Annotated in this window: 21 protein-coding genes; 8 read left to right on the forward strand and 13 right to left on the reverse strand. The window is 63.0% G+C overall.

Features of this window, described 5'->3' with window-relative positions; genetic code table 11:
- Positions 1-131: 131 nt before the first annotated feature.
- Positions 132-422 carry a stress-induced protein gene (locus ACIPZH_RS00760; protein WP_400634607.1) on the forward strand — a complete coding sequence of 97 codons (291 nt, stop codon included), beginning with the start codon at positions 132-134 and terminating at the stop codon, positions 420-422.
- A 142-nt stretch (positions 423-564) separates the two neighbouring features.
- Here ACIPZH_RS00760 and ACIPZH_RS00765 read toward each other — a convergent pair whose 3' ends face one another.
- Positions 565-1,434 carry a LysR family transcriptional regulator gene (locus ACIPZH_RS00765; protein WP_400634609.1) on the reverse strand — a complete coding sequence of 290 codons (870 nt, stop codon included), beginning with the start codon at positions 1,432-1,434 and terminating at the stop codon, positions 565-567.
- 110 nt (positions 1,435-1,544) lie between these two features.
- Between ACIPZH_RS00765 and ACIPZH_RS00770 the strand changes: the two genes are divergently transcribed.
- Positions 1,545-2,606: a YeiH family protein gene (locus tag ACIPZH_RS00770; protein ID WP_400625064.1), complete on the forward strand. Its 1,062-nt coding sequence runs from the start codon at positions 1,545-1,547 to the stop codon at positions 2,604-2,606.
- 50 nt (positions 2,607-2,656) lie between these two features.
- A complete protein-coding gene (gene ppnN, locus ACIPZH_RS00775; protein WP_400625066.1) occupies positions 2,657-4,030 on the forward strand; it encodes a nucleotide 5'-monophosphate nucleosidase PpnN in 1,374 nt (457 codons plus the stop codon).
- A gap of 226 nt (positions 4,031-4,256) precedes the next feature.
- On the opposite strand, the gene ACIPZH_RS00780 is transcribed toward ppnN, so the two are convergent.
- Positions 4,257-5,423, reverse strand: coding sequence for a GGDEF domain-containing protein (locus ACIPZH_RS00780; RefSeq protein ID WP_400634611.1), 1,167 nt, complete (start codon positions 5,421-5,423; stop codon positions 4,257-4,259).
- An 83-nt stretch (positions 5,424-5,506) separates the two neighbouring features.
- A complete protein-coding gene (gene pssA, locus ACIPZH_RS00785) occupies positions 5,507-6,835 on the reverse strand; it encodes a CDP-diacylglycerol--serine O-phosphatidyltransferase (RefSeq protein ID WP_241805840.1) in 1,329 nt (442 codons plus the stop codon).
- A gap of 156 nt (positions 6,836-6,991) precedes the next feature.
- On the opposite strand from pssA, the gene ACIPZH_RS00790 reads away from it, so the two are divergent.
- Complete coding sequence (locus ACIPZH_RS00790) at positions 6,992-7,984, forward strand: GlxA family transcriptional regulator (RefSeq protein ID WP_267823257.1); 993 nt, start codon at positions 6,992-6,994, stop codon at positions 7,982-7,984.
- Positions 7,985-7,988: 4 nt separating this feature from the next.
- Here ACIPZH_RS00790 and ACIPZH_RS00795 read toward each other — a convergent pair whose 3' ends face one another.
- The 3 genes from ACIPZH_RS00795 to katG all read right to left on the reverse strand — a co-directional run bounded on the left by ACIPZH_RS00795 (position 7,989) and on the right by katG (position 13,141).
- Positions 7,989-9,323, reverse strand: a complete 1,335-nt coding sequence (locus ACIPZH_RS00795) for an MFS transporter (protein ID WP_400634613.1) — start codon at positions 9,321-9,323, stop codon at positions 7,989-7,991.
- A gap of 108 nt (positions 9,324-9,431) precedes the next feature.
- Positions 9,432-10,643 (reverse strand): M24 family metallopeptidase, encoded by a 1,212-nt coding sequence (locus ACIPZH_RS00800; RefSeq protein WP_400634615.1) that lies wholly within the window; start codon positions 10,641-10,643, stop codon positions 9,432-9,434.
- Positions 10,644-10,882: 239 nt separating this feature from the next.
- Complete coding sequence (gene katG / locus ACIPZH_RS00805) at positions 10,883-13,141, reverse strand: catalase/peroxidase HPI (RefSeq protein ID WP_400634617.1); 2,259 nt, start codon at positions 13,139-13,141, stop codon at positions 10,883-10,885.
- Between the two features lie 376 nt (positions 13,142-13,517).
- Here katG and ACIPZH_RS00810 point away from each other — a divergent pair, with 376 nt between their 5' ends.
- Entirely contained in the window at positions 13,518-14,420 is a 903-nt protein-coding gene (locus ACIPZH_RS00810; RefSeq protein WP_400634619.1) for a LysR substrate-binding domain-containing protein, read from the forward strand.
- Positions 14,421-14,438: 18 nt separating this feature from the next.
- Here the strand turns inward: ACIPZH_RS00810 and ACIPZH_RS00815 are convergent, their stop codons facing one another.
- Positions 14,439-15,317: a DMT family transporter gene (locus tag ACIPZH_RS00815; RefSeq protein WP_241805846.1), complete on the reverse strand. Its 879-nt coding sequence runs from the start codon at positions 15,315-15,317 to the stop codon at positions 14,439-14,441.
- A 229-nt stretch (positions 15,318-15,546) separates the two neighbouring features.
- On the opposite strand from ACIPZH_RS00815, the gene ACIPZH_RS00820 reads away from it, so the two are divergent.
- Positions 15,547-16,371 carry an aldo/keto reductase gene (locus ACIPZH_RS00820; RefSeq protein WP_400634621.1) on the forward strand — a complete coding sequence of 275 codons (825 nt, stop codon included), beginning with the start codon at positions 15,547-15,549 and terminating at the stop codon, positions 16,369-16,371.
- Between the two features lie 25 nt (positions 16,372-16,396).
- Here ACIPZH_RS00820 and ACIPZH_RS00825 read toward each other — a convergent pair whose 3' ends face one another.
- The 4 genes from ACIPZH_RS00825 to ACIPZH_RS00840 all read right to left on the reverse strand — a co-directional run bounded on the left by ACIPZH_RS00825 (position 16,397) and on the right by ACIPZH_RS00840 (position 19,993).
- A complete protein-coding gene (locus ACIPZH_RS00825) occupies positions 16,397-18,496 on the reverse strand; it encodes a putative bifunctional diguanylate cyclase/phosphodiesterase (protein WP_400634623.1) in 2,100 nt (699 codons plus the stop codon).
- A gap of 136 nt (positions 18,497-18,632) precedes the next feature.
- Positions 18,633-19,127: a GNAT family N-acetyltransferase gene (locus ACIPZH_RS00830; protein WP_400634625.1), complete on the reverse strand. Its 495-nt coding sequence runs from the start codon at positions 19,125-19,127 to the stop codon at positions 18,633-18,635.
- Positions 19,128-19,247: 120 nt separating this feature from the next.
- Positions 19,248-19,460, reverse strand: coding sequence for a PLDc N-terminal domain-containing protein (locus ACIPZH_RS00835; RefSeq protein WP_241805850.1), 213 nt, complete (start codon positions 19,458-19,460; stop codon positions 19,248-19,250).
- Positions 19,461-19,513: 53 nt separating this feature from the next.
- Positions 19,514-19,993, reverse strand: coding sequence for an FAD/FMN-containing dehydrogenase (locus tag ACIPZH_RS00840; protein WP_241805851.1), 480 nt, complete (start codon positions 19,991-19,993; stop codon positions 19,514-19,516).
- 139 nt (positions 19,994-20,132) lie between these two features.
- On the opposite strand from ACIPZH_RS00840, the gene ACIPZH_RS00845 reads away from it, so the two are divergent.
- Entirely contained in the window at positions 20,133-21,140 is a 1,008-nt protein-coding gene (locus ACIPZH_RS00845; RefSeq protein WP_400634997.1) for a GlxA family transcriptional regulator, read from the forward strand.
- Between the two features lie 7 nt (positions 21,141-21,147).
- On the opposite strand, the gene ACIPZH_RS00850 is transcribed toward ACIPZH_RS00845, so the two are convergent.
- Positions 21,148-21,819: a TetR/AcrR family transcriptional regulator gene (locus tag ACIPZH_RS00850; protein ID WP_400634627.1), complete on the reverse strand. Its 672-nt coding sequence runs from the start codon at positions 21,817-21,819 to the stop codon at positions 21,148-21,150.
- Positions 21,820-21,990: 171 nt separating this feature from the next.
- Complete coding sequence (gene quiC, locus ACIPZH_RS00855) at positions 21,991-23,898, reverse strand: 3-dehydroshikimate dehydratase QuiC (protein ID WP_241805853.1); 1,908 nt, start codon at positions 23,896-23,898, stop codon at positions 21,991-21,993.
- 538 nt (positions 23,899-24,436) lie between these two features.
- Here quiC and ACIPZH_RS00860 point away from each other — a divergent pair.
- Positions 24,437-25,810, forward strand: a complete 1,374-nt coding sequence (locus ACIPZH_RS00860; RefSeq protein ID WP_241805854.1) for an MFS transporter — start codon at positions 24,437-24,439, stop codon at positions 25,808-25,810.
- The last annotated feature ends 5 nt before the right edge of the window (positions 25,811-25,815 follow it).

Consider the following 25,815-nt stretch of genomic DNA (forward strand, 5'->3'; position numbering starts at 1 on the left):
GCAATACATCTAGCTTCACATTCATTCGCGCACCCCGTCGGTTAATACAAAAGTAGAGGGAGCGAGTGCCTTGCACCCAGCGTCGGAATTAAACACAGCCTTTTCTGTGTGAATTCACGAGGTGCAAGATCATGGCTAACGATCAAGGCAAAAGTGGACAACAAGGCGGCACTCCCCAACACAACCCGGACCAGGTTTCCAATGACCCGAACAAACCATGGGAAGAGGGACGTCAAGGCGGCCAGATGCCCGATGACAAGTGGGAAAACGATCCGCAGCGTTCAGGGGGTGGTGCTCAGCAAGGAGCAACCGGCGGCCATGGCTCTGGTAGCCGCGCCGACACCGATGTTGAGAAAGGGATGGATTCCGACCCACAACTCGATGACGAAGAAGACAGCGGCATGAACAAGGACGATCGCTGATCCTCACAGGCCAGGGCGGAGGAAACGCCCTGGCCGTTACCTTTGATAGCGCGGTCGCATCCAGCCATTCAACGATCCCGTATCGAAAACACCAGCTGACTGCCAACTCAGGCAGCTTCAAGCAGCCTTCACTACATGGGTGTCACGTACACAGCGACATGAACCGCGCCGCTGCCCGCGACGGCGTGGCCGCGTGTGGCAGCAGAATGGAAAAATGCCTGACCAACGGCTGTGGGCCAATGTGCAAGCGCTGCAAGGCGCCCCCCTCATACCTGATCGACATCGCCGAAACGAAGCCGATGCCCATCCCTGCCCTCACCGCCTCCTTCACCCCTTCGACGCCGGCGATTTCCAATGCTACGCGCATGGCCACGCCACTGCGCGCGAACGCCCGCTCGACAACCTGCCGAACCCCGGAGCCGCTTTCACGCAGCACCAGCGGGAAACTGCCCAGGGCCTCCAGTGTCTGGCGCGATTGGTTGGCCAACGGGTGACCGCTGGGCACGATGGCGACGATCTCGTCCTCGCGCCACGGCGTCACACTGGTGCCCAGTGGCAACTCCTGCCCGGGCGGGCCTTCGATCAGGGCAATGTCCACATTGCCCAGCGCCGACACGATCTCTGCGGTATTGCCGTGCAAGGTGCTTACCTGCACCTCGGGATACTGCGCGTGAAAGTCGGCGATCAAGTAAGGCAGCAGGTAGCTGGCGGGCGTAGTGCTGGCGCCGATGCGCAAGGTGCCGCGCTCCAGCCCGCGCATGGCGTCGCGCAGTGCTTGGGCCTGGCGAAAGGTTTCGCGCAAGCGTTCGGCATGGGCCAGCAGCTGCTCGCCGGCCGCGGTAAGCCGCACACCGCGGCCGGCACGTTGGTATAGAGGCTCGCCGAATGCGTCCTGCAGCAGCTTGAGCTGGCCAGAGACAGCCGGCTGCGACAAGTGCAAAGCCAACGCCGCATGGCTGATATTGCCATGCTCGGCAACAGTGGCGAACGTTATCAGTTGTTCCGGGGTCATCCATGCAAAATATCAGCTACACGGATATTTGCCATCCTGAATTACGATTTTTTATAAGCTTATAACCAAATTAAAGTAGGCCTTGTCGATCCACTGTCCGGAGGACTCACATGGCCACGGTACCTTCCAACCCTGCCTTTGCCCCTACCCTCTCTACCCGAGGGCGGCTCAACGGCATCCTGTTCGTCGCATTGTTCGCGTTCGCCGTCACCCAACTGGCGGCCCTGCCCTTCATCGCCAAGCTGGGCATCAGCCCGCTCATCGTCGGCATCGTCGCCGGTGCCCTCTACGGCAACGCCCTGCGTGATGGCGTACCGGCCAGTTGGGCGGCGGGCATCAATTTTTCTGCCCGCGGGCTGCTGCGCATCGCGGTGGCCTTCTTTGGCCTGCGTGTCAGCCTGCAGGAAATCGCCGAAGTCGGCTGGGCAGGCCTCACAGTCTCGCTGCTGGTGGTGGGCAGCACCCTGCTGGTCGGCCTGTGGTGTGGCATGAAGCTGCTGAAACTGGACCGCGACACCGCCTTGTTGACCGCCGCCGGCAGCGCGATTTGCGGCGCCGCAGCAGTGCTGGCCTTCGAATCGGCGCTGCGCAGCGCGCCGCACAAGAGTGCCATGGCCGTGGGTAGCGTGGTGCTGTTCGGCACCCTGTCGATGTTCCTGTACCCGCTACTGATCAATAGCGGCTGGTTGCACCTCGACACCCTGGGTGCCGGGCTGTTCCTGGGCGGCACCGTGCATGAGGTTGCCCAGGTGGTGGGCGCGGCAAGCAATGTAAGCCCCGAGGCCACGCATGTCGCGACCATCGTCAAGATGACCCGGGTGATGCTGTTGGTGCCCGTGCTGCTGGTGGTGGGCGCCTGGATCAGCCGTACCCGCCTGCCGGGCCAGGCACAAGGCAACGGTCGCATCGCCATGCCCTGGTTCGCCTTCGGCTTTCTCGCCCTGGTGCTGGTGAACTCGCTGCAGGTTTTGCCAGGCAGCGTGACGCAAGCGGTCAACAGCCTGGACACCTTCGCCCTGACCATGGCCATGACCGCATTGGGCATGGAGACACGCTTGAGCCAGATCCGCCAGGCCGGCCCGCGGGCGCTTGTGACCGGGGCGATTCTCAACCTGTGGCTGCTCGGTGGCGGGCTGGCGATTACGCTGGGTGTGCAAAAGCTCTTCGCATGACTTATGGTGTTGTCAAAGAAGGATGTTTTACCTGCACAGGAAAGACTTAGATGCCCCAACGCCATGTCATCAATGCATCCGTCAGCCCCAAAGGCAGCCTGGAGACGCTGTCGCAACGTGAAGTCCAGCAACTGAGTGAAGCCGGCACCGGAAGCCTCTACACCCTGTTCCGCCAGTGCGCCCTGGCCATCCTCAACACCGGCGCCCATGTCGACAATGCCAAGACCATCCTCGAGGCCTACAAGGACTTCGAGGTACGCATCCACCAGCAGGACCGCGGCGTGCGCCTGGAGCTGCTGAACGCTCCCGCCGATGCCTTCGTCGATGGCGAAATGATCGCCAGCACCCGCGAGATGCTGTTCAGCGCCCTGCGCGATATCGTCTACACCGAAAGCGAGCTGGCCAGCCAGCGCATCGACCTGGAAAGCTCCCAGGGCATCACCGACTACGTGTTCCACCTGCTGCGCAACGCCCGCACCCTGCGCCCGGGCGTCGAGCCGAAAATGGTGGTGTGCTGGGGCGGCCATTCGATCAGCAGCGAGGAGTACCAGTACACCAAGAAGGTCGGCCACGAACTGGGCCTGCGCAAGCTGGACATCTGCACCGGGTGCGGCCCGGGCGTGATGAAGGGGCCGATGAAAGGCGCCACCATCGCCCATGCCAAGCAACGCATGCACGGCAGCCGTTATCTGGGCCTGACCGAACCGGGCATCATCGCCGCCGAGGCGCCCAACCCGATCGTCAACGAACTGGTGATCCTGCCGGACATCGAGAAGCGCCTGGAAGCCTTCGTACGTGTCGGCCACGGCATCATCATCTTCCCCGGTGGCGCCGGTACTGCCGAGGAATTCCTCTACCTGCTCGGCATCCTGATGCACCCGGACAACCAAGACCTGCCGTTCCCGGTAGTGCTGACTGGGCCGCGCAGTGCCGAGGCGTTCCTGCTGCAACTGCATGCCTTCGTGGGCGCCACGCTGGGTGAGGCCGCCCAGCGCCACTATCAGATCATCATCGATGACCCGGCCGAGGTGGCGCGGCAGATGGTCGAGGGGCTGAAGGAGGTCAAGCAGTTCCGCCGAGAGCGCAACGACGCGTTCCACTTCAACTGGCTGCTGAAGATCGACGGCGGTTTCCAGCACCCGTTCGACCCGACCCACGCCAACATGGCCGAACTGGCCCTGCGCCGCGACCTGCCGCCGCATGAACTGGCCGCCAACCTGCGTCGGGCGTTTTCCGGCATCGTTGCCGGCAACGTCAAGGACAAGGGCATCCGCCTGATCGAGCAGCATGGGCCGTACCAGATCCGCGGTGACAGTGCGGTACTGGAGCCACTGGGGCGCCTGCTGCAAGCGTTCGTCGACCAGCACCGGATGAAGCTGCCGGGTGGCGCGGAGTATGTGCCTTGCTATCAGGTTGTGACCTGAAGAAAACCGGGCCGCTTTGCGGCCCATCGCCGGCAAGCCGGCTCCCACAATGATGTGGAATGCCTCCAGGAAGTTGGGCACTAATCCAATGTATTGAGGCAGTCCAGTAAGTTGAAGCCCCCGCCGCACCGGTGGCTGGCTTGCCAGCGATGGGCTGCGTAGCAGCCCTAATGAAGCTGACTCACTGGCATTGGGATGACTGCACCTGTAAGGGCCGGTTGACGCGCTACCTGGCGGGGTTCATCTCGCTGCGCTCGAGCAGGCGAATACTGTTACGCCCGCCACGCTTGGACTGATACAGCGCCACATCACCCTGCTCGATCAACGCCGCCAGGCTCGCCGGTGGCTGGTCGAACAGGTTGGCGCCGATACTCAGGGTCACCGCCTGCGGGGTCGGCATTGCCTGCTCGGCAAATTGCTGGAACTGGCTACGCAAAACACCACCCAGCTCCACCACCCGCTCACTGCTGGTATCGCTGAGCAGGATGACGAACTCATCCCCACCCAGCCGCGCCGCCAGTGACCGCTCTGGCAACACCGCACGGATCATCTCGCTGAGCGTGACCAGCAGCCGGTCGCCGGCCGCGTGGCCATGCAGGTCGTTGACCAGCTTGAAATTGTCGATATCGATCAGCAGCAGCGCCCCAGGCCGGGCCGGGCTCACGTCTTTGAACAGGGGCGTGGCGCGGACCTCCAGCGCGCGGCGATTGTACAGCGCCGTCAACGGATCGCGGGCAGCGAGCCGGGCGATCCGCTCTTCACGCCGATAACGCACGGTACCGGTCATCGACAGGGCGATCAGCATGATTGCCATGGCCCCCTCGACCAGCGACACCTGGATGATCAGGCCGCCAAAGGTCGCCAGGTCGATCAGCGTGCCAGGCGTCACCGCGATCCCAGCCTTGATCACATAGAACAGGCCATGGATGAGCAGCACATAGCGCAACTGCACGGCCCCCACGCTCAGCGACTTGCCGTGCGGGCGCAACAGCAGGCTGGCCTTGAGCGTGAGCAGCGCCACCAACAGCGAGTTGACCATCAGCATGACCTTGGACCACTGTGGCCCTACGGGCAGCAGCAGCAAGGCGAACCAGGCAACGACGATCAGTAGCCAGGCCCGCGACAGGCGGGCCTGGGTAAAGCGCAGCACCCCCAGCAGGAAGAACGCATGCGCTACCACCAGCAAACCGTTGGCGAACCAGATACCGATCAACAGCAGGCCGATCCCGCGCAGCAGGGCCAGGGTGGAGCCGACGGTGATGGTAGCGAAACCCGCGCTCCAGAACAGCAGCGAGGGTTCGCGGACGCTGCGCCACTCTATCGCCAGGTACAAGGCTGCAGCGGCAGCCAGGGCAATCGTGATGGTCAGCATCGTGGGTGGATCAAGCGCCATGAAAGTTTTGGCCTATCTGGTTAACGTGGAAAACGGCTGATTGTATTCGTTTGCCATGACTTTTCAGAGAGGTAAAAAACGCCTTACAACACCCGCTTGATCAACGGCTCCAGGCGGCTGTAACGCAAGCGGCGCAAGAACCTGCGCACCTCTTTGGGGTGTTCGGCCTTGACCCCCAATGCTTGCGCCGAGTCGATCTTCGGGGCATGCCGGCGAATACCCTCCAGCTCCACCTCCCGCGGCACCGTCCACTCGCCCAGCGGGTCGTCGATCAGCAGCCCGTTTTCCAGGTCCAGGTTGAACCCGCGTGGGTTGAGATTGTTGCCGGTCAGCAACGAGTAACGCTGATCGACCCAGACGCCTTTGGCATGAAAGGTGTGCCCAGGGTCGCTCCAGATCCGAACCACCAGTTGGCCGCTGACGATACCGGCATGGCGCCGCCGGACGAACGCACGCAGGTTGTCCTCGTACAGGTAGGGCAAGGCGCCACTGGCGCTGAACGGCTCGCCCGGCGCGATGTAAAAGTCATTGGCCGTCCGATGGCCGATAATCAGTTCCACCCGCACGCCACGCTCCAGGGCGTGGTCGATCTCACGCATCAATACTCGCGGTGGGTTGAAATAAGGCGTGCTGATGATGATCTGCGACCGCGCCGCGGCCAGCAGCGCGCACAGCGTGCGGTTGAGCGGGTTGCCGCGGCCAACCCCGAGCAACGGCATCACCCGCATGCCCTGCCCTGCAACGGCAGCCGGTGCGTCATACGCCATGCGCCGCAACCGTGCACGCAAGCGGCGAATATCGCCGCGCAGGCTGCGGTTGGTCGGTGGCGCCGGCAGGTCCAGCCGCGGCGTCGCAGTGTGGTGCAGCAGCCGGCGTACCAGGCCGACCATGGCATCAGCCAGCGCAGGCGACTGGAACAGGTGGTAACGGTCCAGCCGGTAGCGGTCGAAACGGTGCAGGTAGACGTTGTTCAAGCTGGCGCCGGTGTAGATCACGCAGTCATCGATGACGCTGCCCTTGAGGTGCAGTACGCCAAACAGCTCACGGGTTTGCACCGGCACGCCATGGATGACCACGTCCAGCCCACGCAACTGGCGCTGGGCCTGGTACCAGGCGGCATTGCCCGGCTGGCGCCCGGCGCCGAGCAGGCCACGGCGTGCGCGAAACCAGTCGACCACGATAAGGATCTCCAGACTCGGCCGCGCCGCTTTGGCCTGGTACAGGGCATCCAGCACTTCCTGCCCAGCCTCGTCCTCCTGCAAGTACAAGGCGACGATGACGATGCGCCGGGTCGCGGCGCCGATGCGCTCAAGCAAGCAGGTGCGATAGGCCGCAGCATCGGGCAACACCTGGATGGCCTGCGGCGCGATGGCGAAACCCGGCAGCGCCGCCAGCATGGATTCGGGGTTCAAATAGTTTCACCTTCTGTCTGCATTGAGGTCCATTCCTGGCTATCGCGCCGGGGTGTAAGATCGACCCGGCAACGATCCATAACAACAAGAAACATGCGAGGCCTGCTTTTCACTGCCCCCAACGAATCACGCCTCAGCTTGCACAGGAAGATCGCAATGGTCCACCCCGTATCTGCAATCGTATCGCCTTGCCCAGCCAAGACCTTCGGCTTTCTGGTGCTGCCCAACTTCACAACCATCGGCCTGGCGTCGGCAGTGGAAACTCTGCGCATGGCTAACCTGGCCGCCCGCCGGCCCCTCTACCGCACCGTATTGCTCGCTGCCAGCGAAGCGCCGGTGATGGCCAGTAACGGCATGCGCATCCTGCCTGACCATGCCATCGCCACCGCCCCGCCGCTGGATGCCCTGTTCGTGGTCGGGTCCAACCCGATCGACCGCAGCCGGGGTAACCGGCCCTTGATCGACTGGCTGCGCCAATTGGCCCGCCAGCACGTCCCGCTGGGGGGCATCTGTACGGGCAGCTACCTGCTGGCCAAATCCGATCTGCTCAAAGGCTATCGCTGCACTATCCACTGGGAGGACATAGAGGCCCTGCAGGAACATTTCCCTGGGATCGTCATTTCCAGCCAGCTGTTCGAACTGGACCGCGACCGTTACACCTGCTCCGGTGGCATTGCGGCCATGGACATGATGTTGCAACTGGTCGCCCGCGAAGTCGACGGCCCAGACATCGCTGCCAAGGCGGCCGAATTGCTGCTGTGCGACCGTGTGCGCGGCGAGCGCGAGCCCCAGCGCGTGCCGTTGCGCACCTTGCTGGGCAGTGCCCAGCCCAAGCTTAGCCAAGTGGTGGCAATCATGGAGGCCAACCTAGAGGAACCACTGGCGCTGGAGGAGCTGGCCAGCCTCAATGAGGTCACCGTGCGCCAGCTTGAACGGCTATTCCACAAGTATTTGCAGCGTACGCCCAGCCAGTATTACTTAGAGTTGCGGTTGTCACGGGCGCGGGAATTGCTGTTGCGCAGCGACGTGCAGGTGCGGGAGGTGGCGCTGGCATGCGGGTTCAGTTCGCCGGCGCATTTTTCCAAGAGCTACAGCCGATTCTTTGGCCTATCGCCGCTTGGGGAGCGGCGACAGGCATCGTTGCACTGATACCTCAGTCCTTCAGTTCGCCATGAGCTGTTTCCCGGCACATCAACATGGCCACCAGCGCCACCAGAGCCGCCGCCAGCAAGTACCCGGCAGGCGCCAATTTGCTACCGGTCACATGAATCAGCCAGGTAGCAATAAACGGTGCCGTCCCGCCAAACAAGGCGTTGGCCAGGTTGAAGCTCAAGGCAAAGCCACTGAAACGCACTCGGGTGGGGAATATTTCGGCCAGCAGGCACGGCAAGGTGCCGTCGTTCATCGCCAGCATCGCCCCGAAGGAAATCTGGATCGCCAGCACCACCAGCAGGGGCTGGCCATCGAGCAGCTTGAACAGCGGCACGGTCAACCCCAGGAACAGCAACGAAGCAACCACGAGCATGGTTTTGCGGCCAAAGTGGTCAGACAGGCGCCCCATCAGGAAAATCAGGCCAATGTATGTGGTCAGCGAAACCGTCGAGGCGATGAACGAGTCACGCTCGTTCATACCCATTTCGCTCGACAGGTAAGTGGGCATGTAACTGAGCAGCAGGTAGAACGCCACAGCGTTGAGGCAGGTAACCCCAATGCCGATCGCCAAACTACGGCGGTGATGGCTCAGCAGGTCTTGGATCGGCGCCGGGGTCATGCAGGCCTTACTTTCCAACCGCTGTTCCATTTCCAGGAACTTGGGGGTGTCCTGCAGGCTCATGCGGATATAACGCCCCACCAGTCCGAACGGTGCCGCTAGCAAAAACGGCAGGCGCCAGCCCCAGCTGTGCAAGTCCTCAGTACTGAGCAGTTCATGCAACGCCGCGACGAATGCTGCGCCGAACAACAGCCCGGCGGCGGTGCTGGCCGGCACGATGCTGGTGTACAGCCCGCGTCGGCCAGGCGGTGCATATTCGGCAAGAAAGGCCGCCGCGCCGGCATACTCACCCGAAGCGGAAAAACCCTGCACCAGGCGGATCAGCAACAACAGGCAAGGTGCCCACAGGCCGATTTGCGCATACCCCGGCAACAGGCCGATGCAGAAGGTGGAAATCGACATGATCAGTATCGACAGAGACAGGGCATTACGCCGGCCATAACGATCACCAAAATGACCCCACACTATCCCGCCCAGCGGGCGTACGAGGAAGGACAGGGCGAATACCGCGAACGTCGCCAGCAGGCCGCTGGTCTTGTCCGTTTGCGCAAAGAAGGTGGCGGCGATGATGGTCGCCAGGTAGCCATAGGCGGCGTAATCGAACCATTCGACGAAGTTGCCCATGAAACTGGCACGGGCGGCCTTGCGCAGGGCCTGGCGTTCGGCGCCTTGGGCGGCACCGGCGAGGGTGGGAGCATTCAGGGTGGTGCTGGACATGACGGATACCCTCTGATTCTTCTAATTGGAGGCAGGGTCTGAAGGTCATACAGTTGTTATTGTGTGGTTTGCGCCGGCCTGCGCACTCGCAGAGGCCGGCACATGCAGTCACTTGCGAATGATGTTGCGCTCCGGTCCATACGGGAACTTGGTGATGTTCTCGGCCCCCGTTTCATTGACGATCAGAATGTCATGCTCGCGGTACCCCCCTGCCCCCGGTAGCCCTTCGGGCAGCATGATCATCGGCTCTATCGACACCACCATGCCCGGTTCCAGAACCGTATCGATATCCTCGCGCAGCTCCAGTCCTGCCTCGCGGCCGTAATAATGGCTGAGCGTGCCGAATGAGTGGCCATAACCGAAAGTGCGGTACTGCAGCAGGTCATGACGCAGGAAGATTTCGTTCAGCTCGCGGGCGATATCGCAGCAGCGCATGCCCGGGCGCACCAGCTTCAGCCCTGCCTCGTGCACCTCGACGTTGGCTTGCCAGAGGCGCAAGTGCTCGTCCGGGCAGTGGCCTAGGAACAACGTTCGCTCTAGCGCGGTGTAGTAGCCAGCGATCATGGGGAAACAGTTGAGGCTGAGGATGTCGCCCGGATTGACCTTGCGGCTGGTTACCGGGTTGTGCGCACCATCAGTGTTGAGCCCTGACTGGAACCAGGTCCAGGTGTCCATCAACTCGCTGTCGGGGCAACTACGAGCGATCTCGCGGACCATCGCCTGGGTGGCATGCAGTGCCACTTCATATTCCGGCACCTGGTCCTGCAGCGCCTCGACCACCGCAGCACCGCCAATGTCGGCCACCCGGGCACCGTGGCGAATGAGCGCCTGTTCTTCGGCGGACTTGATCATGCGCATGCGCATGCAGGGGGCACCGATGTCCACCAGTTCGGCCCTTGGGTAGCAGGCGGCGAGCTTGGCATGGTTCTGCAGGTTGAGGTGGTCGTACTCCACACCGATACGCGACGCCAGCGGCAGCGCCTGCTGGATCGCCACAAAATAGTTGTCGCGTTGCCAGTCGGTGTAGACGATATTGTCGGTGCCAACCGTACGACGCCAGGGTTGCCCACCGTCTATGTTGGCGCTGATCGACACCACCTTGTCGTGGGTCACCACCAGTGCATAGGGGCGGCCGAATGAGCAGTACAGGAAGTCGCTGTAGTAGTTGACGTTGTGGTACGAGGTGAAGATCGCCGCCTCGATGTCCTGCTCGGCCATGTAGGCCCTCAGCCGGGCATGCCGGGCGCCGTATTCCTGTGCGGAAAATGTCGGCTTGACCTTGTTGCCGTTGTGGATTTTCAGGGTCTGGGGCATTTGCATAGTCGGTGTTCCTTGTCGTTGTGAGCACGCTGTTTCAGGCCGGCCGCCTGAGATGCATTGCAGCAGAACGAACGAGGACGCTTTTGTACCTACCCGACCTGGAATTGGCGCGATGGCCACTTCCCCATTTGCAAACAAGCCGGCCCCCACAAGCACTCCACCGCCGTCAGGCTGGGTGGTGTACCTGTGGGGGCCGGCTTGCCGGCGCTGGGGCAGCAACGCAGCCCTAACCAGTACCTCTATTTCAAATCAAAACGGTCCAGCTCCATGACCTTCACCCAGGCCGCGACGAAGTCCCTGATGAACTTGTCCTTGCCGTCGCTGCTGCCATACACCTCGCTCAGCGCCCTTAGCTGCGCGTGCGAGCCGAACACCAGGTCGACACGGGTACCGGTCCACTTCACCTGCCCGGTCTTGCGGTCGCGGGCTTCGAAGTTTTCGTTGTCGTCCGAGGTGGGCTTCCACTCCACCCCCATGTCCAGCAGGTTACGGAAGAAGTCGTTGCTCAGCGTGCCTGGCTGGTCGGTGAACACCCCGTCCTTGCTGCCACCATGGTTGGCACCGAGCACCCGCAGGCCGCCGATCAGCACGGTCAGTTCCGGGGCGGTGAGGGTCAGCAACTGGGCTTTGTCCAGCAGCAACTTCTCGGCCTTGACGCTGTAGCGCGCTTTGCTGAAATTGCGGAAACCGTCAGCCAGTGGCTCCAGCACGGCAAAGGACTCGACATCGGTCTGTTCCTGAGAGGCGTCGACCCGGCCCGGGCGGAACGCCACGTTGCCCGTGTAGCCGGCATCCTTGGCGGCCTTTTCCACGGCGGCGGTACCGGCCAGAACGATCAGGTCAGCCAGCGAGATGTGCTTGCCAGCGTTATTGAACTCACCCTGGATCTGCTCCAGTGCCGCCAGCACTTTGCCCGTGCCCTGGTTGGCCGGCCAATCCTTCTGCGGCGCCAAGCGCAGGCGGCCGCCATTGGCCCCACCCCGCTTGTCAGAGCCCCGGAATGTCGACGCGGCTGCCCAGGCGGTCGATACCAGCTCACCCACACTCAACCCTGATGCCAGGATTTTGCTTTTGAGCGCGGCAATGTCCTGCTCACTGGGTAACGGTTGAACGGCCTTGGGCAGCGGGTCTTGCCAGAGCAGTTCCTCATTGGGCATTTCCGGCCCGAGATAACGTGCCAGCGGCCCCATGTCACGGTGGATCAGCTTGTACCAGGCGCGGGCGAAGGCGTCTGCCAGCTGGTCAGGGTTGTCCTTGAAACGCCGGGCTATCGGCTCGTAGATCGGGTCGAAGCGCAGGGCCAGGTCAGAGGTGAGCATGGACGGTGCGTGGCGTTTGCTCGGGTCATGGGCGTCCGGCACGGTACCCGCGCCTTTGCCCTCCTTGGGCTGCCACTGGTGGGCACCGGCCGGGCTCTTGGTCAGCTCCCACTCGAAGTTGAACAGGTTGTTGAGGTACTCGTTGCTCCAACGCGTTGGCGTCGAGGTCCAGGTCACCTCCAGACCGCTGGTGATGGTGTCGCCACCCTTGCCGGTGCCAAACGTGTTGGCCCAGCCCAGGCCTTGCAGTTCAAGGCCGGCAGCTTCCGGTTCGGCGCCGACGTTGTCGGCCGGCCCTGCGCCGTGGGTCTTGCCGAAAGCGTGGCCGCCGGCAATCAACGCCACGGTCTCTTCATCGTTCATGGCCATGCGGCCAAAGGTTTCGCGGATATCCTTGCCCGAAGCCACCGGGTCGGGGTTGCCTTCCGGGCCTTCCGGGTTGACATAGATCAGGCCCATCTGCACGGCGGCCAGCGGGTTTTCCAGGTTGCGTTCGGCGCCCAGGTCGCGGTTCTGCTCTTCACCGTGCTTGGCAGGTTCGGCCACCAGGTCACCCTGCCCCGGTGCCTGCGCCTTGACCTGGTCCTTGCCGTAACGGGTGTCGCCGCCCAGCCAGACCTTTTCCGAGCCCCAGTACACGTCTTCGTCCGGCTCCCACACATCTGCCCGGCCGCCGGAGAAGCCAAAGGTCTTGAAGCCCATCGATTCCAGGGCGACGTTGCCAGTGAGCACGATCAGGTCGGCCCAGGAAATCTTGTTGCCGTACTTCTGTTTTATCGGCCACAACAGGCGCCGGGCCTTGTCCAGGCTGACGTTGTCCGGCCAGCTGTTGAGCGGTGCGAAACGCTGCTGACCGGAGCCGGCACCGCCGCGGCCATCACCGATGCGGTAGGTGCCGGCGCTGTGCCAGGCCATGCGGATGAACAAGGGGCCATAGTGGCCGAAGTCGGCCGGCCACCAGTCCTGGGAGTCGGTCATCAAGGCGGTCAGGTCTTGCTTGAGCGCCTGGAAGTCGAGGCTCTTGAACGCCTTGGCGTAGTCGAAGTCCGGGTCCATAGGGTCGGACTTGGCGCCATGTTGGTGAAGAATTCTGAGGTTGAGCTGGTCAGGCCACCAGTCTCGGTTGGTGGTGCCGCCACCTGCGGTTTGATGGAACGGGCATTTCGATTCGTTCGACATCTGCTGTTACCTTTGGGTCGGTTATCCAGATTTCAGGTCTGTGCCAGTTGTTCTTCTGCGCTGAGCACATGGGCTCATGCCTACCCCTCATCAGGTCCGGTCGGTCACGTCCGACAGGGGCTTGCGAAACTGTCACGGCGTGGCGGCAAGGTCTTGCACCCAGGTGCTCTGTCGCCGCCCGCAGGGGAATTCGCAGGGCCACGGACAAGACTAGTCGAGCTTGGGCAGACTTCTAATAGAGTGGCTATTGCAGGGTGATAGGTTGGCTCTGTCAGGTGCCCAGTACGGCCACCTGGCCGCACATCCCTACAAGGCGCGCGGCCCCGCGCCGTGCTTCAATACAGCGCTAACCAACCTTCTGCGTGAGCCAAGCCCCATGAACCGCAACGACCTGCGCCGCGTTGACATGAACCTGCTGGTGGTTTTCGAAGCGCTGATGTTCGAGCGCAACCTGACCCGCGTCGGCGAAAAGCTGTTCATCACCCAGTCCACCGTAAGCGCCGCCCTGGCCCGCCTGCGCGAGCTGTTCGATGACCCGCTACTGATCCGCAGCGGCCGGGCCATGGAGCCAACCCCCCGGGCCGTGCAGATCTTCGCCGAGCTGGGCCCGGCCATGGACGTCATCTCTTCAGCGATCAGCCGCGCCCGGGCGTTCGACCCGAGCAACAGCTGCAACGTGTTCCGCCTGGGGCTCTCGGATGACGCCGAATTCGGCCTGTTCCCGGCCCTGCTGCAAGCCCTGCGCGAAGAAGCACCCAACATCAGCGTAGTGGTGCGCCGCACCAACTTTCTGTTGATGCCGGGCCTGCTGGCCAGCGGCGAGATCTCGGTGGGCGTCAGCTATACCACCGATCTGCCAGCCACGGCCAAGCGCCGCAAGCTGCGGGACATCGGCGTGCGCGTATTGCGCGCTGACAGCCGCCCCGGCCCACTGAGCCTGGACGAATACTGCGCCAGGCCGCATGTGATGGTGTCGTTTTCAGGAGACATGAGTGGCAACATCGACCTTGATCTGGCGCGCATCGGCCGTTGCCGCAAGGTGGTGCTGGCCGTGCCACAGTTCGGCAGCCTGCGCGCGCTGCTGCGCAACACCGAGCTGATCGCAACCGTGCCGGACTACGCCGCCTGCGCCCTGGCTGACGACAGTAGCCTGCGCGCCGACCCGGCGCCGTTCGACATCACCGAGGCGGAACTGTCCATGGTATGGAGCGGCGCCCAGGACAATGACCCGGCCGAACGCTGGTTGCGCGAACGGATTCTGCAGTTCATGGCCAGGTAGTGCGGGCGTGGGCTCTGTTCACTTCCTGCGCTGCATCCAGGCAGCCCCAAGCCCACTCAGGCAGATGATGGCGATGCCCACAAGGGTGGTGCTATCGGGCACCTGCCCATAGATCAGCACCCCCAACAAGCCGGCAAACACGATCTGGCAATAACTGAACGGCGCTAGCAGCGCCGGCGCGGCATGGCGGAAGGCCTGGGTCAGCAGCAGGTGCGCACTCATGCCAAAACCACCCAATGCCAGCATCAGCAGCGCATGGTCCCAACGCGGCAGCTCCCAGAAGAACGGCACCAACGCACTCATCACCAGCGTGTTGCACAGCCCGGCGTAGAAGTTGCTGGTGGTGGGGCTGTCATAGGCGGCGAGTATGCGCGTGAGCAACTGGTAGAAGCAGAAGCCCAGCGCTGAGCCGAGGGGGAACAGGATCGCCGGGGTGAACATCGCGCCACCGGGGTGCACCACCACCAGCACGCCGACGAAGCCCAACACCACCGCGACCCATTGCCCAGGCGTGACCCGCTCCTTGAGCAGCGGCGCCGACAGCGCCGTGACCAGCACCGGGGCCAGGAAGTTGACGGAAGTCGCCTCGGCCAGTGGCAGGTACTGCAAGCCGGCAGTGAAGAACAGGCTGGTGCTGAGCAGGCTCAGGGCGCGCAAGGTCTGCAGCACCGGGCGCCGGGTGCGCAGCACATTGAGGCCGGACTTGGGCAGGAATATGCCGGCCATCAGCAGCGTGTGCACCACGTAGCGGGCCCACACCACCATGATGATCGGGTACAGGCCACCGAGGAATTTGGACAAGGCATCGTGGCTGGCGAACAGGAACGTGGCCACCACCACCAGGGCGATGCCGCGCAGGGGGTGGTTGACTCCGGACAACGGTGTGCTGGAACTCATGGCGTTCTCGATGGCGGCGTTGCGGCATGCGACGCCAGGTGAAGGCAGTGCGACTGCAAGGGATTCTAGAAGAGATACGACGACTTGAGGAAGGCCAATCGGCACGCGCGTGCAGAGCAATGTGTTTTTCGTTCGCTGATCGACCACTTTCTGGAGGCTGCTCATGGTCCCTGACAGTTGAAACGCGCACCATCGGCGCTGGAACCTCAAACCCGGACAAGGAGTTTTCATGCATAGGCTCACCACCCGCAACGGCCTCGACCTGCCCAGCATTGGCCTGGGCACCTGGCCGATGACTGGCGCCGAGTGCACGCGTGCGGTGCACCAAGCACTGGAGCTGGGTTACCGGCACATCGATACCGCCACTGCCTACGACAACGAAGCCGCTGTCGGCCAGGCGCTGCGCGACGGCAGCGTGCCCCGCGAGCAGATTCATCTGACCACCAAGGTCTGGTGGGACAGCCTGGCGCCCGCGGCCATGCGCCAGTCGCTGGAAAACAGCCTGCGTGCCCTGGGCACCGAGCAGGTCGACCTGTTCCATATTCATTGGCCCGGCAAAGACTGGGACTTGGCCCGCAGCATCGAGACGCTGGTAGCCCTGCGCGACGAGGGCAAGGTACGCAGCATCGGCGTGGCCAACTTCCCACTCGGGCTGCTGCGCCAGGTGATCGAAGCGCTGGGCGCGCCACTGGCGGCGATCCAGGTGGAATACCACGTGCTGCTCAGCCAGCAACCGCTGCTCGACTACGCCCGTCAGCATGACCTGCTGCTCACGGCCTATACCCCTCTTGCCCGCGGGCGGGCGGCGGCGCAGCCAGTGATCCAGGACATCGCGCGCAAGCATGGCGTGTTGCCGAGCCAGGTGGCGCTCAAGTGGTTGCTGGACCAGGACGGCGTGGCGGTGATCCCCAAGGCCAGCAGCCGCGAGAACCAGCTGAGCAACCTGGCGGCGCTGGATGTGCACCTGGATGATCAGGACCGGGCACTGATAGCCGGTTTGCCGAAGGATCAGCGCGTGGTGAGCCCTGACTTTGCGCCGGACTGGAACAGCTGAATAGCGGGGCCGCTGTGCGGCCCTTTCACCCCAACGCCCCAGCCACCTGTTTCAACCGCTCCCCCGCCGGCACCGGCCGCCCGTACAGATACCCCTGAAAGTGCGAGCAGCCCTCTGCCGCCAAGCGCTGCATCTGCTCCTCGGACTCCACGCCTTCAGCCGTCGTCTTGATCATCAGGCTGTTGGACAGCTCGGTGATCGCCCGGATGATCGACATCGCCTCGCGGCTGTCGCACATGTCATGCACGAACGACTTGTCGATCTTGATCCGGTCGAACGGGAACGAGCGCAGGTAACCCAACGACGAATAACCCGTGCCGAAGTCATCCAGCGATATCGACACCCCCAAGGCCTTCAGCGCGCGCAGGGTTCGCACGTTTTCCTCGCTGTTGCCCAGTAGTACCGATTCGGTGATTTCCAGCTCCAGGCGCTGGGGCGCCAGGCCCGAGTCCGCCAGGGCCAGCGCCACGGTATGCACCAGGTTGGCGTTCTTGAACTGCACCGGTGAAAGATTGACCGACACCGTCTGCTCACTGTCCCAGCTGGCCGCCTCCTGGCAAGCCAGGTTCAGAGCACGGGTGCCGAGTTCGTGGATCAGCCCGGTCTCTTCGGCAATGGGAATGAAGTCCATGGGCATCACCATGCCGCGGCTGGGGTGCTCCCAGCGCAACAGCGCCTCGTAGCCCGTCACGCTGCTGGTCTGCTGATCCACGATCGGCTGGTAGTGCAGGTGCAACTGCCCCAAGTGCAGCGCGGTACGCAAGTCGGTTTCGACCAGCCGGCGCTGGCGGGCGGCGACATCCAGTTCGACGTGGAAGCACTCGAAGCGGTTGCGGCCATTGCGTTTGGCTTCGTAGAGGGCCATGTCGGCGTAACCGAGCAGCTGCTCGGCCTGTTCATTGTCATCGGGGGCGATGGCAATGCCGATGCTCACCCCCACGGTGAACTGGTGCCCTTCGATCTGGAACGGCGGGCAAATCGCGTCAATCAGGCGCCGCGCCGTGTTGCAGGCAGCCTCGCGGCCATCCAGGCCAGCCAGCACCACGGCGAACTCGTCGCCGCCCAAACGGGCCAGGGTGTCTTGTTCGCGCAGTTCGCGGCGCAGGCGCTTGCCCAATGCACGCAGCAGCTTGTCGCCGAAGGCATGGCCGAGGGAATCGTTGATGTTCTTGAAGTTATCCAGGTCCAGGCATAGCGCTGCGGTCAGCTTCTCGCTCTGGTGGCCGCGCACCAACGCCTGTTTGAGCCGCTCGTTGAACAGCGTGCGGTTGGGCAACCCGGTCAGCGCGTCGTGATGGGCCATGTGGTGGATCTGGGCGTGGGCGGCCAGTTCCTCGGTGGCGTCTTCAGCCACGAACAGCACATAGTCGGCCTGGCCCTCGCGGTTCTGGCTGAGCAAGGCGCGGCTGCGCAGGGTCCGCGGACCACAGGCGGTATCGACGCGGGTTTCAGCGGCATACCCTTTGGGGTTGCGCGCGCCGCGGGCGAGCTGCTGTTCCAGGTAATCGGCCGCAGCCGGTGCCAGGCACTCACCCGGCAACTGGCCGATCATGCTGCGCCCGCCCCCACCGAACAGGCGTTCGGCCTGCTGGTTGGCCAACAGAATACGCTGGCTTTCCAGGTCCTGGACGATGACGCTGGCGGGAATGTTGGCGATCACCGAATCGAGGAACTGCGAAAGCTTGGTCATCTCCTGGCTGTACTGTTCAGCCAGCTCTTTGGCCTGCAGCAGCTCCAGCTCCTGCTGGTGCCGCTCGGAAATGTCGCGAGTGACCTTGGCGAAGCCGACCACACGGCCGCTGTCATCGCGCACGGCCTCGATCACCACATGGGCATGAAAGGTCGTGCCATCCTTGCGCAGGCGTGTGCCGATTTCTTCGAAACGGCCAGTGTCACGCGCCTGTGCAAGGTTCTGCTCGGGCAGACCGGCGACGCGCTCGGCTTCGCTGTAGAACAGCGAGTAGTGCTTGCCGACGATCTCGTCGGCAAGGTAACCCTTGGCCCGCTGGGCGCCCGGGTTCCAGTTGGCGACGATACCGTCAGGGGTGAGCAGGTAGATGGCGTAGTCCACCACGCTCTGGATCAACAGCCGGTACATGACGTCGGGGCTTGCGACTAGCGACATGAAAAATTCCCTGAACCTGCAACGCGCACGAAAAGGACCCCCAGGCCAGAGCGACCGGGTCTTGAATACAAGGTAATGGCATTATGCCGCTTGGCGGGATTTTGTGAAGTAGATCACAATTTTTTGCCCACCCCGCTCAGTGGTAAGCGGACGTTACCTGATAGGTGAGCAGGTCCGGGTCATCACCCAGCATGATTGGCTGCACCGGCCGCGGCAGGTCGGCCACGACGGCTTTGCAGAAGGCGACAGCGATGGGGTCCGGCGCGTAGCAACGCAGCAGCCAGTCACCGGCACCGCTCAGCACCTGCAGCGCGACCGCACGGCCAATACCCTGCCGTCGGTAGCGCTTGAGGATGAACAGGTCGGCCAGTTCACTGGCATCGATGCCAGGCAGCTCACTGCGTTCGACCAGCACGAAGCCGGCAATGAAACCATCCACCAGCACCAGGTTGGCGCTCCAGCCGTCTGCAAGCCAATAGCGCTGCAGGTGCTCTTCGTGAATGTAGAAGCGCCCATCCACCTCAACGTCTTCCTGCTCCCAGTCAGAGGACTCGTAGGCATAGAACTGATAGAGATTGCGGATCAAGTCGGCCTGGTCGGGGGTAGTGGTCAGCAGTTCGATGGGCAGCATGGTGGGCTCGGGGCAAGAGAGTGTTCGAAGGCTTACATCAACAAAGTAGCGGCCCCCGAATTATGGCTCAACTCGCCGCAACAAATGGCATCAGGCGCTGCGCACCTGACGCCGTGCCCCTCACTTTTCCTCCAGTACCGCCCTGCCCTTCACTGCCCGCGGCCCTCGCCAGGCCCAGAACAGCAATCCCGGGAACGGGGCGTAGACGACGAAGACGATCCATAACATCTTGCGCTCCGCGCGCCGTTCGCTGCCGATGATGTTCCAGATGGCGAAGATCTCCAGCAAGATGACCAAGGCCGCAACAATGATCCAGATCGTTCCGATTTCCATGAGCACTCTCCCGTTGGCATGTAAAGGGTTGGGTTACTGCCAGCGGCAAGGGTTCATTCGGATTTGCTTGGCTGCGCCTTTTCCAGGGCAGCCTTCAACGCTGGCGCATCCGCGAACTCCTGCTGGCTGACCAGCGCACCCTGCTCAAGCTGCAACCACAGCACCTTGCCTTCATGCCCAGGGTAACGGCTGGCCACCTGCCCTTCACGATCAAGCATAACCCGGTAGTTGTAATCACGCATGGCGGGGATGGCGAACAGTTTGCTGATCAGCGCAGGCATGCGCTGGATATCCGCCACGAACACCGCATGGCGCGACTCCAGGTAGCCCTTGGGCTGGTCGGCCAGAGCCGCCTTCACCAGCTTGGCGCCGTCCATATCGCGGGCCACCAGCAGCACCTGCGTGCCGGCTTCCAAGGTATAGGGCTGGTCATGTTGATCGAGCAGCGTCCACGGTGCGAGCTTTTCCCCGGTTTGCAGGGCGTTCGCCAGCAGCGGCAGCAGGCTGAACAACAGGGCGACGGCGTATTTCATCGAGGTTCTCCAAATGGGAGGCGCCAGCATAGCCCAGTTGCCTCAATACGACCTCCACTACCACAACCCCACCCGGGCGATTGTCTTTCCACAGGCCACCGGCCACACTCTGCTGGCCAGCCAGGAAGCGGAGTCCAGAGTGCCCAGCCCACGCCAGTTCAGCAAGAAGACCAGCACCACCAACATGCTACGGCTCAAGTCCACCGCGGCCAGCCCCCAGGTGCCCTATCGCGTCGACTTCGTCCTGCTCAAGCACTTCTCCATGGCCAGTTTCACTGTGGCCATGGACGTGCTGGTCACCGCCAACCTGCTGCGCGCCGACAGCTTCAGCTTTACCCCGCTGTCGCTGGACGGTGACCGGGTGCTGAGCGACCTGGGCCTGGAGCTGGTGGCCACTGACCTGGTTGCCAGCGAGCTGAAAGCACTCGACCTGCTTATCATCTGCGGCGGCTTGCGCACACCGCTCAAGTACCCCGAGCTGGACCGCCTGCTGGCTGACTGCGCCGCCCACGGCAAGGCCCTGGGCGGGCTGTGGAACGGCGCCTGGTTCCTTGGCCGCGCCGGGGTGCTGGATGACTACGGCTGCAGCATTCACCCCGAGCAGCGTGCCAGCCTGTCCGAGCGCAGCCCGCAGACACGCATCACCCCGGCCAGCTTCACACTGGACCGTGATCGGCTCAGCGCCGCCAGCCCCAACGGTGCCATGGAGCTGATGCTCGGCCTGGTCCGCCGCCTGTACGGTGACGGCCTGGCAGAAGGCGTCGAGGAAATCCTCTCGTTCTCTGGTGCGCGCCACCGCCAGGTTGGGCCGGGGGCGAAAAAGTCGATGAGCCTGCACCTGCGTACCATCGTCGAGCTGATGGAGAACAACCTCGAGGAAACCCTCAGCCTCGACCAGTTGGCGGCCTACAGCGGCCGCTCCCGGCGGCAGATCGACCGCTTGTTCCAGGCCCAGCTGGGCACCTCGCCACGGCGCTATTACATGGAACTGCGGATCACCAAGAGCCGCCGCCTGCTGCAGTACTCCGACCTGTCGGTGATGGAGGTTGCGGTGGCCTGCGGCTTTGTTTCGGTATCGCACTTCAGCAAGTGCTACGCGGCCTACTTCGGCTACCCGCCGTCACGTGAGCAACGGCTGGGCGAGTGAACGGCACTCAGGCCTGGATGTAACGCATCACCGCTTCGCAGATCATGGCCTTGTGACGCCGTTTTACCTGATCATCGAGCAGATCGATCTGGAAGATGTCGCCGAAGGTGTGGCGGTTCGATACCCGATAGAAGCAGAACGCGCTCATCAGCATGTGCAGGTCGATGACCTCGATGCCCGGGCGGAACACGCCCTCTTGCACGCCACGCTCCAGCGTGCGGCCCAGCGCCTGAAGGACCAGGCTGCTCATTTCGCGGATGGCCGGGGTTTTCTTCACGTACTCGCCGTAATGGATGTTTTCGGTGCAGACCATGCGCACGAAATCGACGTTGCGGTCGTGGTGATCGAAAGTGAACTCGGTCAGGCGCTGGATGGCCTGCTCGGCCGGCAGCGACTCCAGGTCCAGGCGGTGCTCGGTCTTGCGGATGTCGCCGTACAGTTTGACCAGGCACTCGACGTACAGCTGCTCCTTGCTACCGAAGTAGTAGTAGATCATGCGCTTGGAGGTAGCGGTGCGCTCGGCGATGGCATCCACCCGCGCGCCTGCCAGGCCTTGCTGGACGAACTCGTTGATGGCGGCCTGAAGGATGTCCTCGCGGGTTTTTTCAGGGTTGTTCTTGCGCGACTTGCGTGTCCCTTCGATCTCGGGCTGGCCGAGGGGGGCAACGGGATTGCTCATAGCTGCTCACGGGGTATTTATTGGGATTTGGACGGGATTATCCGTGAGTGGAGGGTTGGGGGGAAGCGCGCTGTTGATCGAGCGGGCAGGATTGGCGAGGGCCAGCCTGTGGCCATGATCAGGCGCCGCGCGAGCAGCGCCCGATTTCACAGGCCGTGAACCCTGCGGGGGTTACAACACCGGCTTGCGCGCCGCCCCGCTGCGCCGCTTGGCCATCGCCGCCAAGCGCACAGGCACGTTGGCCGCGCCATAGCCGGCATAGCCACCCTTGCGCTGGATGATTTCAAAGAAGAAGCGGTCTTCGAACGCCTCGGTGTACACGTGGAACAGCTCGCCACCCTGTGCGTCGCGGTCATACAGCACGTTGTAGTACGCCAGCTCGCTGAGAAACTCGTCGTCGAAATCGAAACGAGCCGCCAGATCGTCGTAGTAATTGAGCGGAATTTCCAGCAACGGCACACCGGCCTCCTTCGCCCGCGCCACTTCCTTGAAGATGTCGGCACAATCGAAGGCGATATGATGCACACCCGACCCGCGATAGCTCGACAGCGCGTGGGCGATAGCGGTGTTGCGGTTTTCCGAGATGTTCAGCGGCAGGCGCAGGCTGCCGCACTGGCTGCGCAGCGCACGGCTTTTGACCAGCCCGTACGGGTCGGGCAACACCACTTCATCGTCTGCGGCAAAGTCGAACAGGCTCTTGTAGAACAGCACCCAGCTGTCCAGCGACTCGGCCGGCAAGGCCAGGGCCATGTGGTCGATGCGCTGCAGGCCACCGGTGCTGCTGGCACTGGGCTCCAGGCGGAAGTCGGTGTCGTACAGCGACGGGCCTTCCTTGCCCTGCTCCACCAGGTAGATCAGGCTGCCATCCGGGGCGCGTACGGCAGGCACCTCACATTCGTTGGGGCCGACCAGCCCGCGGAACGGCTGGCCGCGGAAGTCGGTGGCGCGTTGCAGCGCCGCGTGCTCGTCCTTGACCCGCAGCGCGGTGGCGCACAGCGATGGGCCGTGGGCTTCGAAGAAGTTGTGGCCAAAGGAATACGGCTCGGCATTGAGCACGATGTTGATGTCGTTCTGGCGCAGCAGGCGTACGTCCTTGCTGCGGTGCTTGCCCGCGTCGGCGAAGCCCAGGCGCTTGAGCCAGCTGCCCAGCCGCGCGCCGACCGCTTCGTCGACGGCAAATTCGAGGAACTCCACGCCGTTGTAGGCACTGGCGGCGGGCGGTGCGAACAGCACACCCGGCTCGATGGCGGTACCTTCCTGCTGCAGGCGCAGACGGGTCTGTTCCTCCAGGTACAACAAAGAACGCAGGCCATCGGCGGCGTTCTGGCGCGGCGGCGCCGCGCGGAAGCCGTCGTTGAAGATTTCCAGCGACAACGGGCCGCGATAACCGGTAGCCAGGATCGGCGCGAGGAAACCGGCCAGGTCCATTTCGCCCTGCCCCGGGAAGCAGCGGAAGTGGCGGCTCCACTCCAGTACATCCATGGCCAGGATCGGCGCATCGGCCATCTGCACGAAGAAGATCTTGTCGCCGGGGATATCGCGGATCGCAGCAGGGTCGCCCTTGAGCGACAGGGTGTGGAAGCTGTCGAGGATCACGCCCAGCGCGGGGTGGTCGGCCTGGCGCACAAGGTTCCACACTTGCTGGTAGGTGTTGACGTGACGGCCCCAGGCCAGGGCCTCGTAGCCGATGCGCATGCCGCGTTGGCCGGCATGCTCGGCGAGCAGGCGCAGGTCGTCCACCAGCAGTTGTTCGTCGCCCAGGGCGTCGGCCTGCACGTTGCTGCACACCAGCACCAGGTCGGTGCCCAGCTCTTGCATCAGGTCGAACTTGCGCTCGGCGCGGTCGATGTTCTTCTGCAGGCGGTCGCGGCGGCAGCCTTCAAAATCGCGGAACGGCTGGAACAGGGTGATGGCGATGCCGAGGTCGGCGCACATCTGCCGCACTTCGCGGGGGCTGCCGGCATAGTAGAGCAGATCATTTTCGAAGATCTCGACGCCGTCGAAACCGGCGGCGGCGATGGCTTCGAGCTTTTCCGGCAGTGTGCCGCTCAAGGACACGGTGGCTATCGAACGCTGCATGGTGGAATTCCTTGTTATGGGCTACAGGGCTGGAAGCGAGTGGTGCTGTGGGTACCGGCCGCTTGGGGCGAACCTGCGAAGGGCCGGGAGCGGCAGCTCACCATCAGACTTCTTGGCATGATGAATTATTCGCAGGTAAAGTCATGGCAGCAATCACTTTGTACGGAATGGTTAGTTTTGCGTTCGATTATCGCACAAAACCCGTTTTGGCGAATTGATTCACTGCCACCCCTGCGCAACTATGAGACCAGACGCAGGCACACCGACCACCACTTTCTGCCCAGTGGCCGTTCGGCGCAACCTGCGCTCACAAGCCCAGCGCCACAACATAATAAGTTCAATAAAACGGGTACCGACCTATGCACATCTCCCTCGCCTTGCAACCCGCACCTGCTGGATCGTCTTCACCTAGCAGACTTCGCCAGCGATCGCCGGCTTTATAAGCGCACCCCTTACTCCCGATAGCGATCGCACACCCACTGGCTGCCGCCTGACGGCGCCTGCTGTGCGGCGACAAACAAAAACAACGGAGACAACGATGGCTCACTCCAGCTCTCAAGCCAAGAAAGCGACCGCCAGCGGATGGATAGGCTCGGCACTCGAGTATTACGACTTTTTCATCTATGCCCAGGCTGCGGCACTGATCTTCCCGCAGATCTTCTTCCCCAACACCGACCCCAAGATGGCGATCATCGCCTCGCTGGCCACCTACGGCGTGGGTTATCTGGCCCGTCCGGTCGGCGCCTTCGTGCTCGGCCACTGGGGTGATACCCGCGGGCGCAAGAACGTACTGCTGCTGTGCATGTTCCTGATGGGCATTTCCACCATGGGCGTGGGCCTGCTGCCTACCTACCATGATATCGGCATGCTCGCCCCGGCCTTGCTGGTGCTGCTGCGCCTGGTCCAAGGCTTTGCGGTGGCCGGTGAAATCTCCGGCGCCAGTTCGATGATCATGGAACACGCGCCATTCGGGCGACGCGGCTACTATGCCAGCTTCACCTTGCAGGGCGTGCAGGCCGGCCAGGTCATGGCGGCGGCCGTGTTCCTGCCACTGGCCTACTTCATGCCCAGCGAGGCGTTCAACGACTGGGGCTGGCGGATCCCGTTCCTGATGAGCGCCATCGTGCTGATCGCAGGCTTCATCATCCGTAAGGAAGTGCACGAAACCCCGGCCTTCGTGAAAGAAGAGAAACAGGCCAAGGTTGCCAAGTCGCCAATCAGCGAGGCCTTCCGCCACAGCTGGAAGCACATGGTGCTGGTGATGTTCATGGCGTTGATGAACGTGATCCCGGTTGTTGCCACCATCTTCGGCGCAGCTTACGCCGTACAGCCGGCCTACGGCATCGGCTTCGACAAGAGCGTGTACCTGTGGATCCCGGTAGTGGGCAACATCGTTGCAGTGCTGGTGATCCCGTTCGTGGGCAACCTTTCCGACAAGATCGGCCGTCGCCCGACCATGATCGCCGGCTGCCTGGGCTCTGGCCTGCTGGCCTTCGTGTACCTGTATGCAATCAGCATCCAGAACGTACCGCTGGCCTTCGCCACCTCGATCCTCATGTGGGGCATGGTTTACCAAGGCTACAACGCGGTGTTCCCAAGCTTCTTCCCTGAGCTGTTCAACACCCGCTACCGCGTGTCGGCCATGGCCATCGCCCAGAACATCGGCACCATGCTGACCGCCATGCTGCCGGCACTGTTCGCACTGGTGGCGCCACCGGGTTCGGACAACATCCCGCTGGTCGTTGGCGCCCTAGCGTTCTTCATCACCTGCATATGCGCCCTGGCAGCCTATATCGCACCAGAAACCCACCGCCTGGCGATGGAAGACCTGGGCAACCCGCAGGCCAAGCCGATGGACAAGCAAGCCTACGAGGCCAACCGTAAGAGCGGCCTGCAGACAGCAAGCCACTGACAGAT

Source organism: Pseudomonas sp. NPDC089758, assembly GCF_044748705.1.
Classification (GTDB): domain Bacteria; phylum Pseudomonadota; class Gammaproteobacteria; order Pseudomonadales; family Pseudomonadaceae; genus Aquipseudomonas; species Aquipseudomonas putida_X.

Bases quoted from the DNA above. Each gene is read 5' to 3' on its own strand.
- ACIPZH_RS00760 (WP_400634607.1), top strand. From the start codon at position 132: ATGGCTAACGATCAAGGCAAAAGTGGACAACAAGGCGGCACTCCCCAA.
- ACIPZH_RS00765 (WP_400634609.1), bottom strand. From the start codon at position 1,434: ATGACCCCGGAACAACTGATAACGTTCGCCACTGTTGCCGAGCATGGC.
- ACIPZH_RS00770 (WP_400625064.1), top strand. From the start codon at position 1,545: ATGGCCACGGTACCTTCCAACCCTGCCTTTGCCCCTACCCTCTCTACC.
- ppnN (WP_400625066.1), top strand. From the start codon at position 2,657: ATGCCCCAACGCCATGTCATCAATGCATCCGTCAGCCCCAAAGGCAGC.
- ACIPZH_RS00780 (WP_400634611.1), bottom strand. From the start codon at position 5,423: ATGGCGCTTGATCCACCCACGATGCTGACCATCACGATTGCCCTGGCT.
- ACIPZH_RS00790 (WP_267823257.1), top strand. From the start codon at position 6,992: ATGGTCCACCCCGTATCTGCAATCGTATCGCCTTGCCCAGCCAAGACC.
- ACIPZH_RS00795 (WP_400634613.1), bottom strand. From the start codon at position 9,323: ATGTCCAGCACCACCCTGAATGCTCCCACCCTCGCCGGTGCCGCCCAA.
- ACIPZH_RS00800 (WP_400634615.1), bottom strand. From the start codon at position 10,643: ATGCAAATGCCCCAGACCCTGAAAATCCACAACGGCAACAAGGTCAAG.
- katG (WP_400634617.1), bottom strand. From the start codon at position 13,141: ATGTCGAACGAATCGAAATGCCCGTTCCATCAAACCGCAGGTGGCGGC.
- ACIPZH_RS00810 (WP_400634619.1), top strand. From the start codon at position 13,518: ATGAACCGCAACGACCTGCGCCGCGTTGACATGAACCTGCTGGTGGTT.
- ACIPZH_RS00815 (WP_241805846.1), bottom strand. From the start codon at position 15,317: ATGAGTTCCAGCACACCGTTGTCCGGAGTCAACCACCCCCTGCGCGGC.
- ACIPZH_RS00820 (WP_400634621.1), top strand. From the start codon at position 15,547: ATGCATAGGCTCACCACCCGCAACGGCCTCGACCTGCCCAGCATTGGC.
- ACIPZH_RS00825 (WP_400634623.1), bottom strand. From the start codon at position 18,496: ATGTCGCTAGTCGCAAGCCCCGACGTCATGTACCGGCTGTTGATCCAG.
- ACIPZH_RS00830 (WP_400634625.1), bottom strand. From the start codon at position 19,127: ATGCTGCCCATCGAACTGCTGACCACTACCCCCGACCAGGCCGACTTG.
- ACIPZH_RS00835 (WP_241805850.1), bottom strand. From the start codon at position 19,460: ATGGAAATCGGAACGATCTGGATCATTGTTGCGGCCTTGGTCATCTTG.
- ACIPZH_RS00840 (WP_241805851.1), bottom strand. From the start codon at position 19,993: ATGAAATACGCCGTCGCCCTGTTGTTCAGCCTGCTGCCGCTGCTGGCG.
- ACIPZH_RS00850 (WP_400634627.1), bottom strand. From the start codon at position 21,819: ATGAGCAATCCCGTTGCCCCCCTCGGCCAGCCCGAGATCGAAGGGACA.
- quiC (WP_241805853.1), bottom strand. From the start codon at position 23,898: ATGCAGCGTTCGATAGCCACCGTGTCCTTGAGCGGCACACTGCCGGAA.
- ACIPZH_RS00860 (WP_241805854.1), top strand. From the start codon at position 24,437: ATGGCTCACTCCAGCTCTCAAGCCAAGAAAGCGACCGCCAGCGGATGG.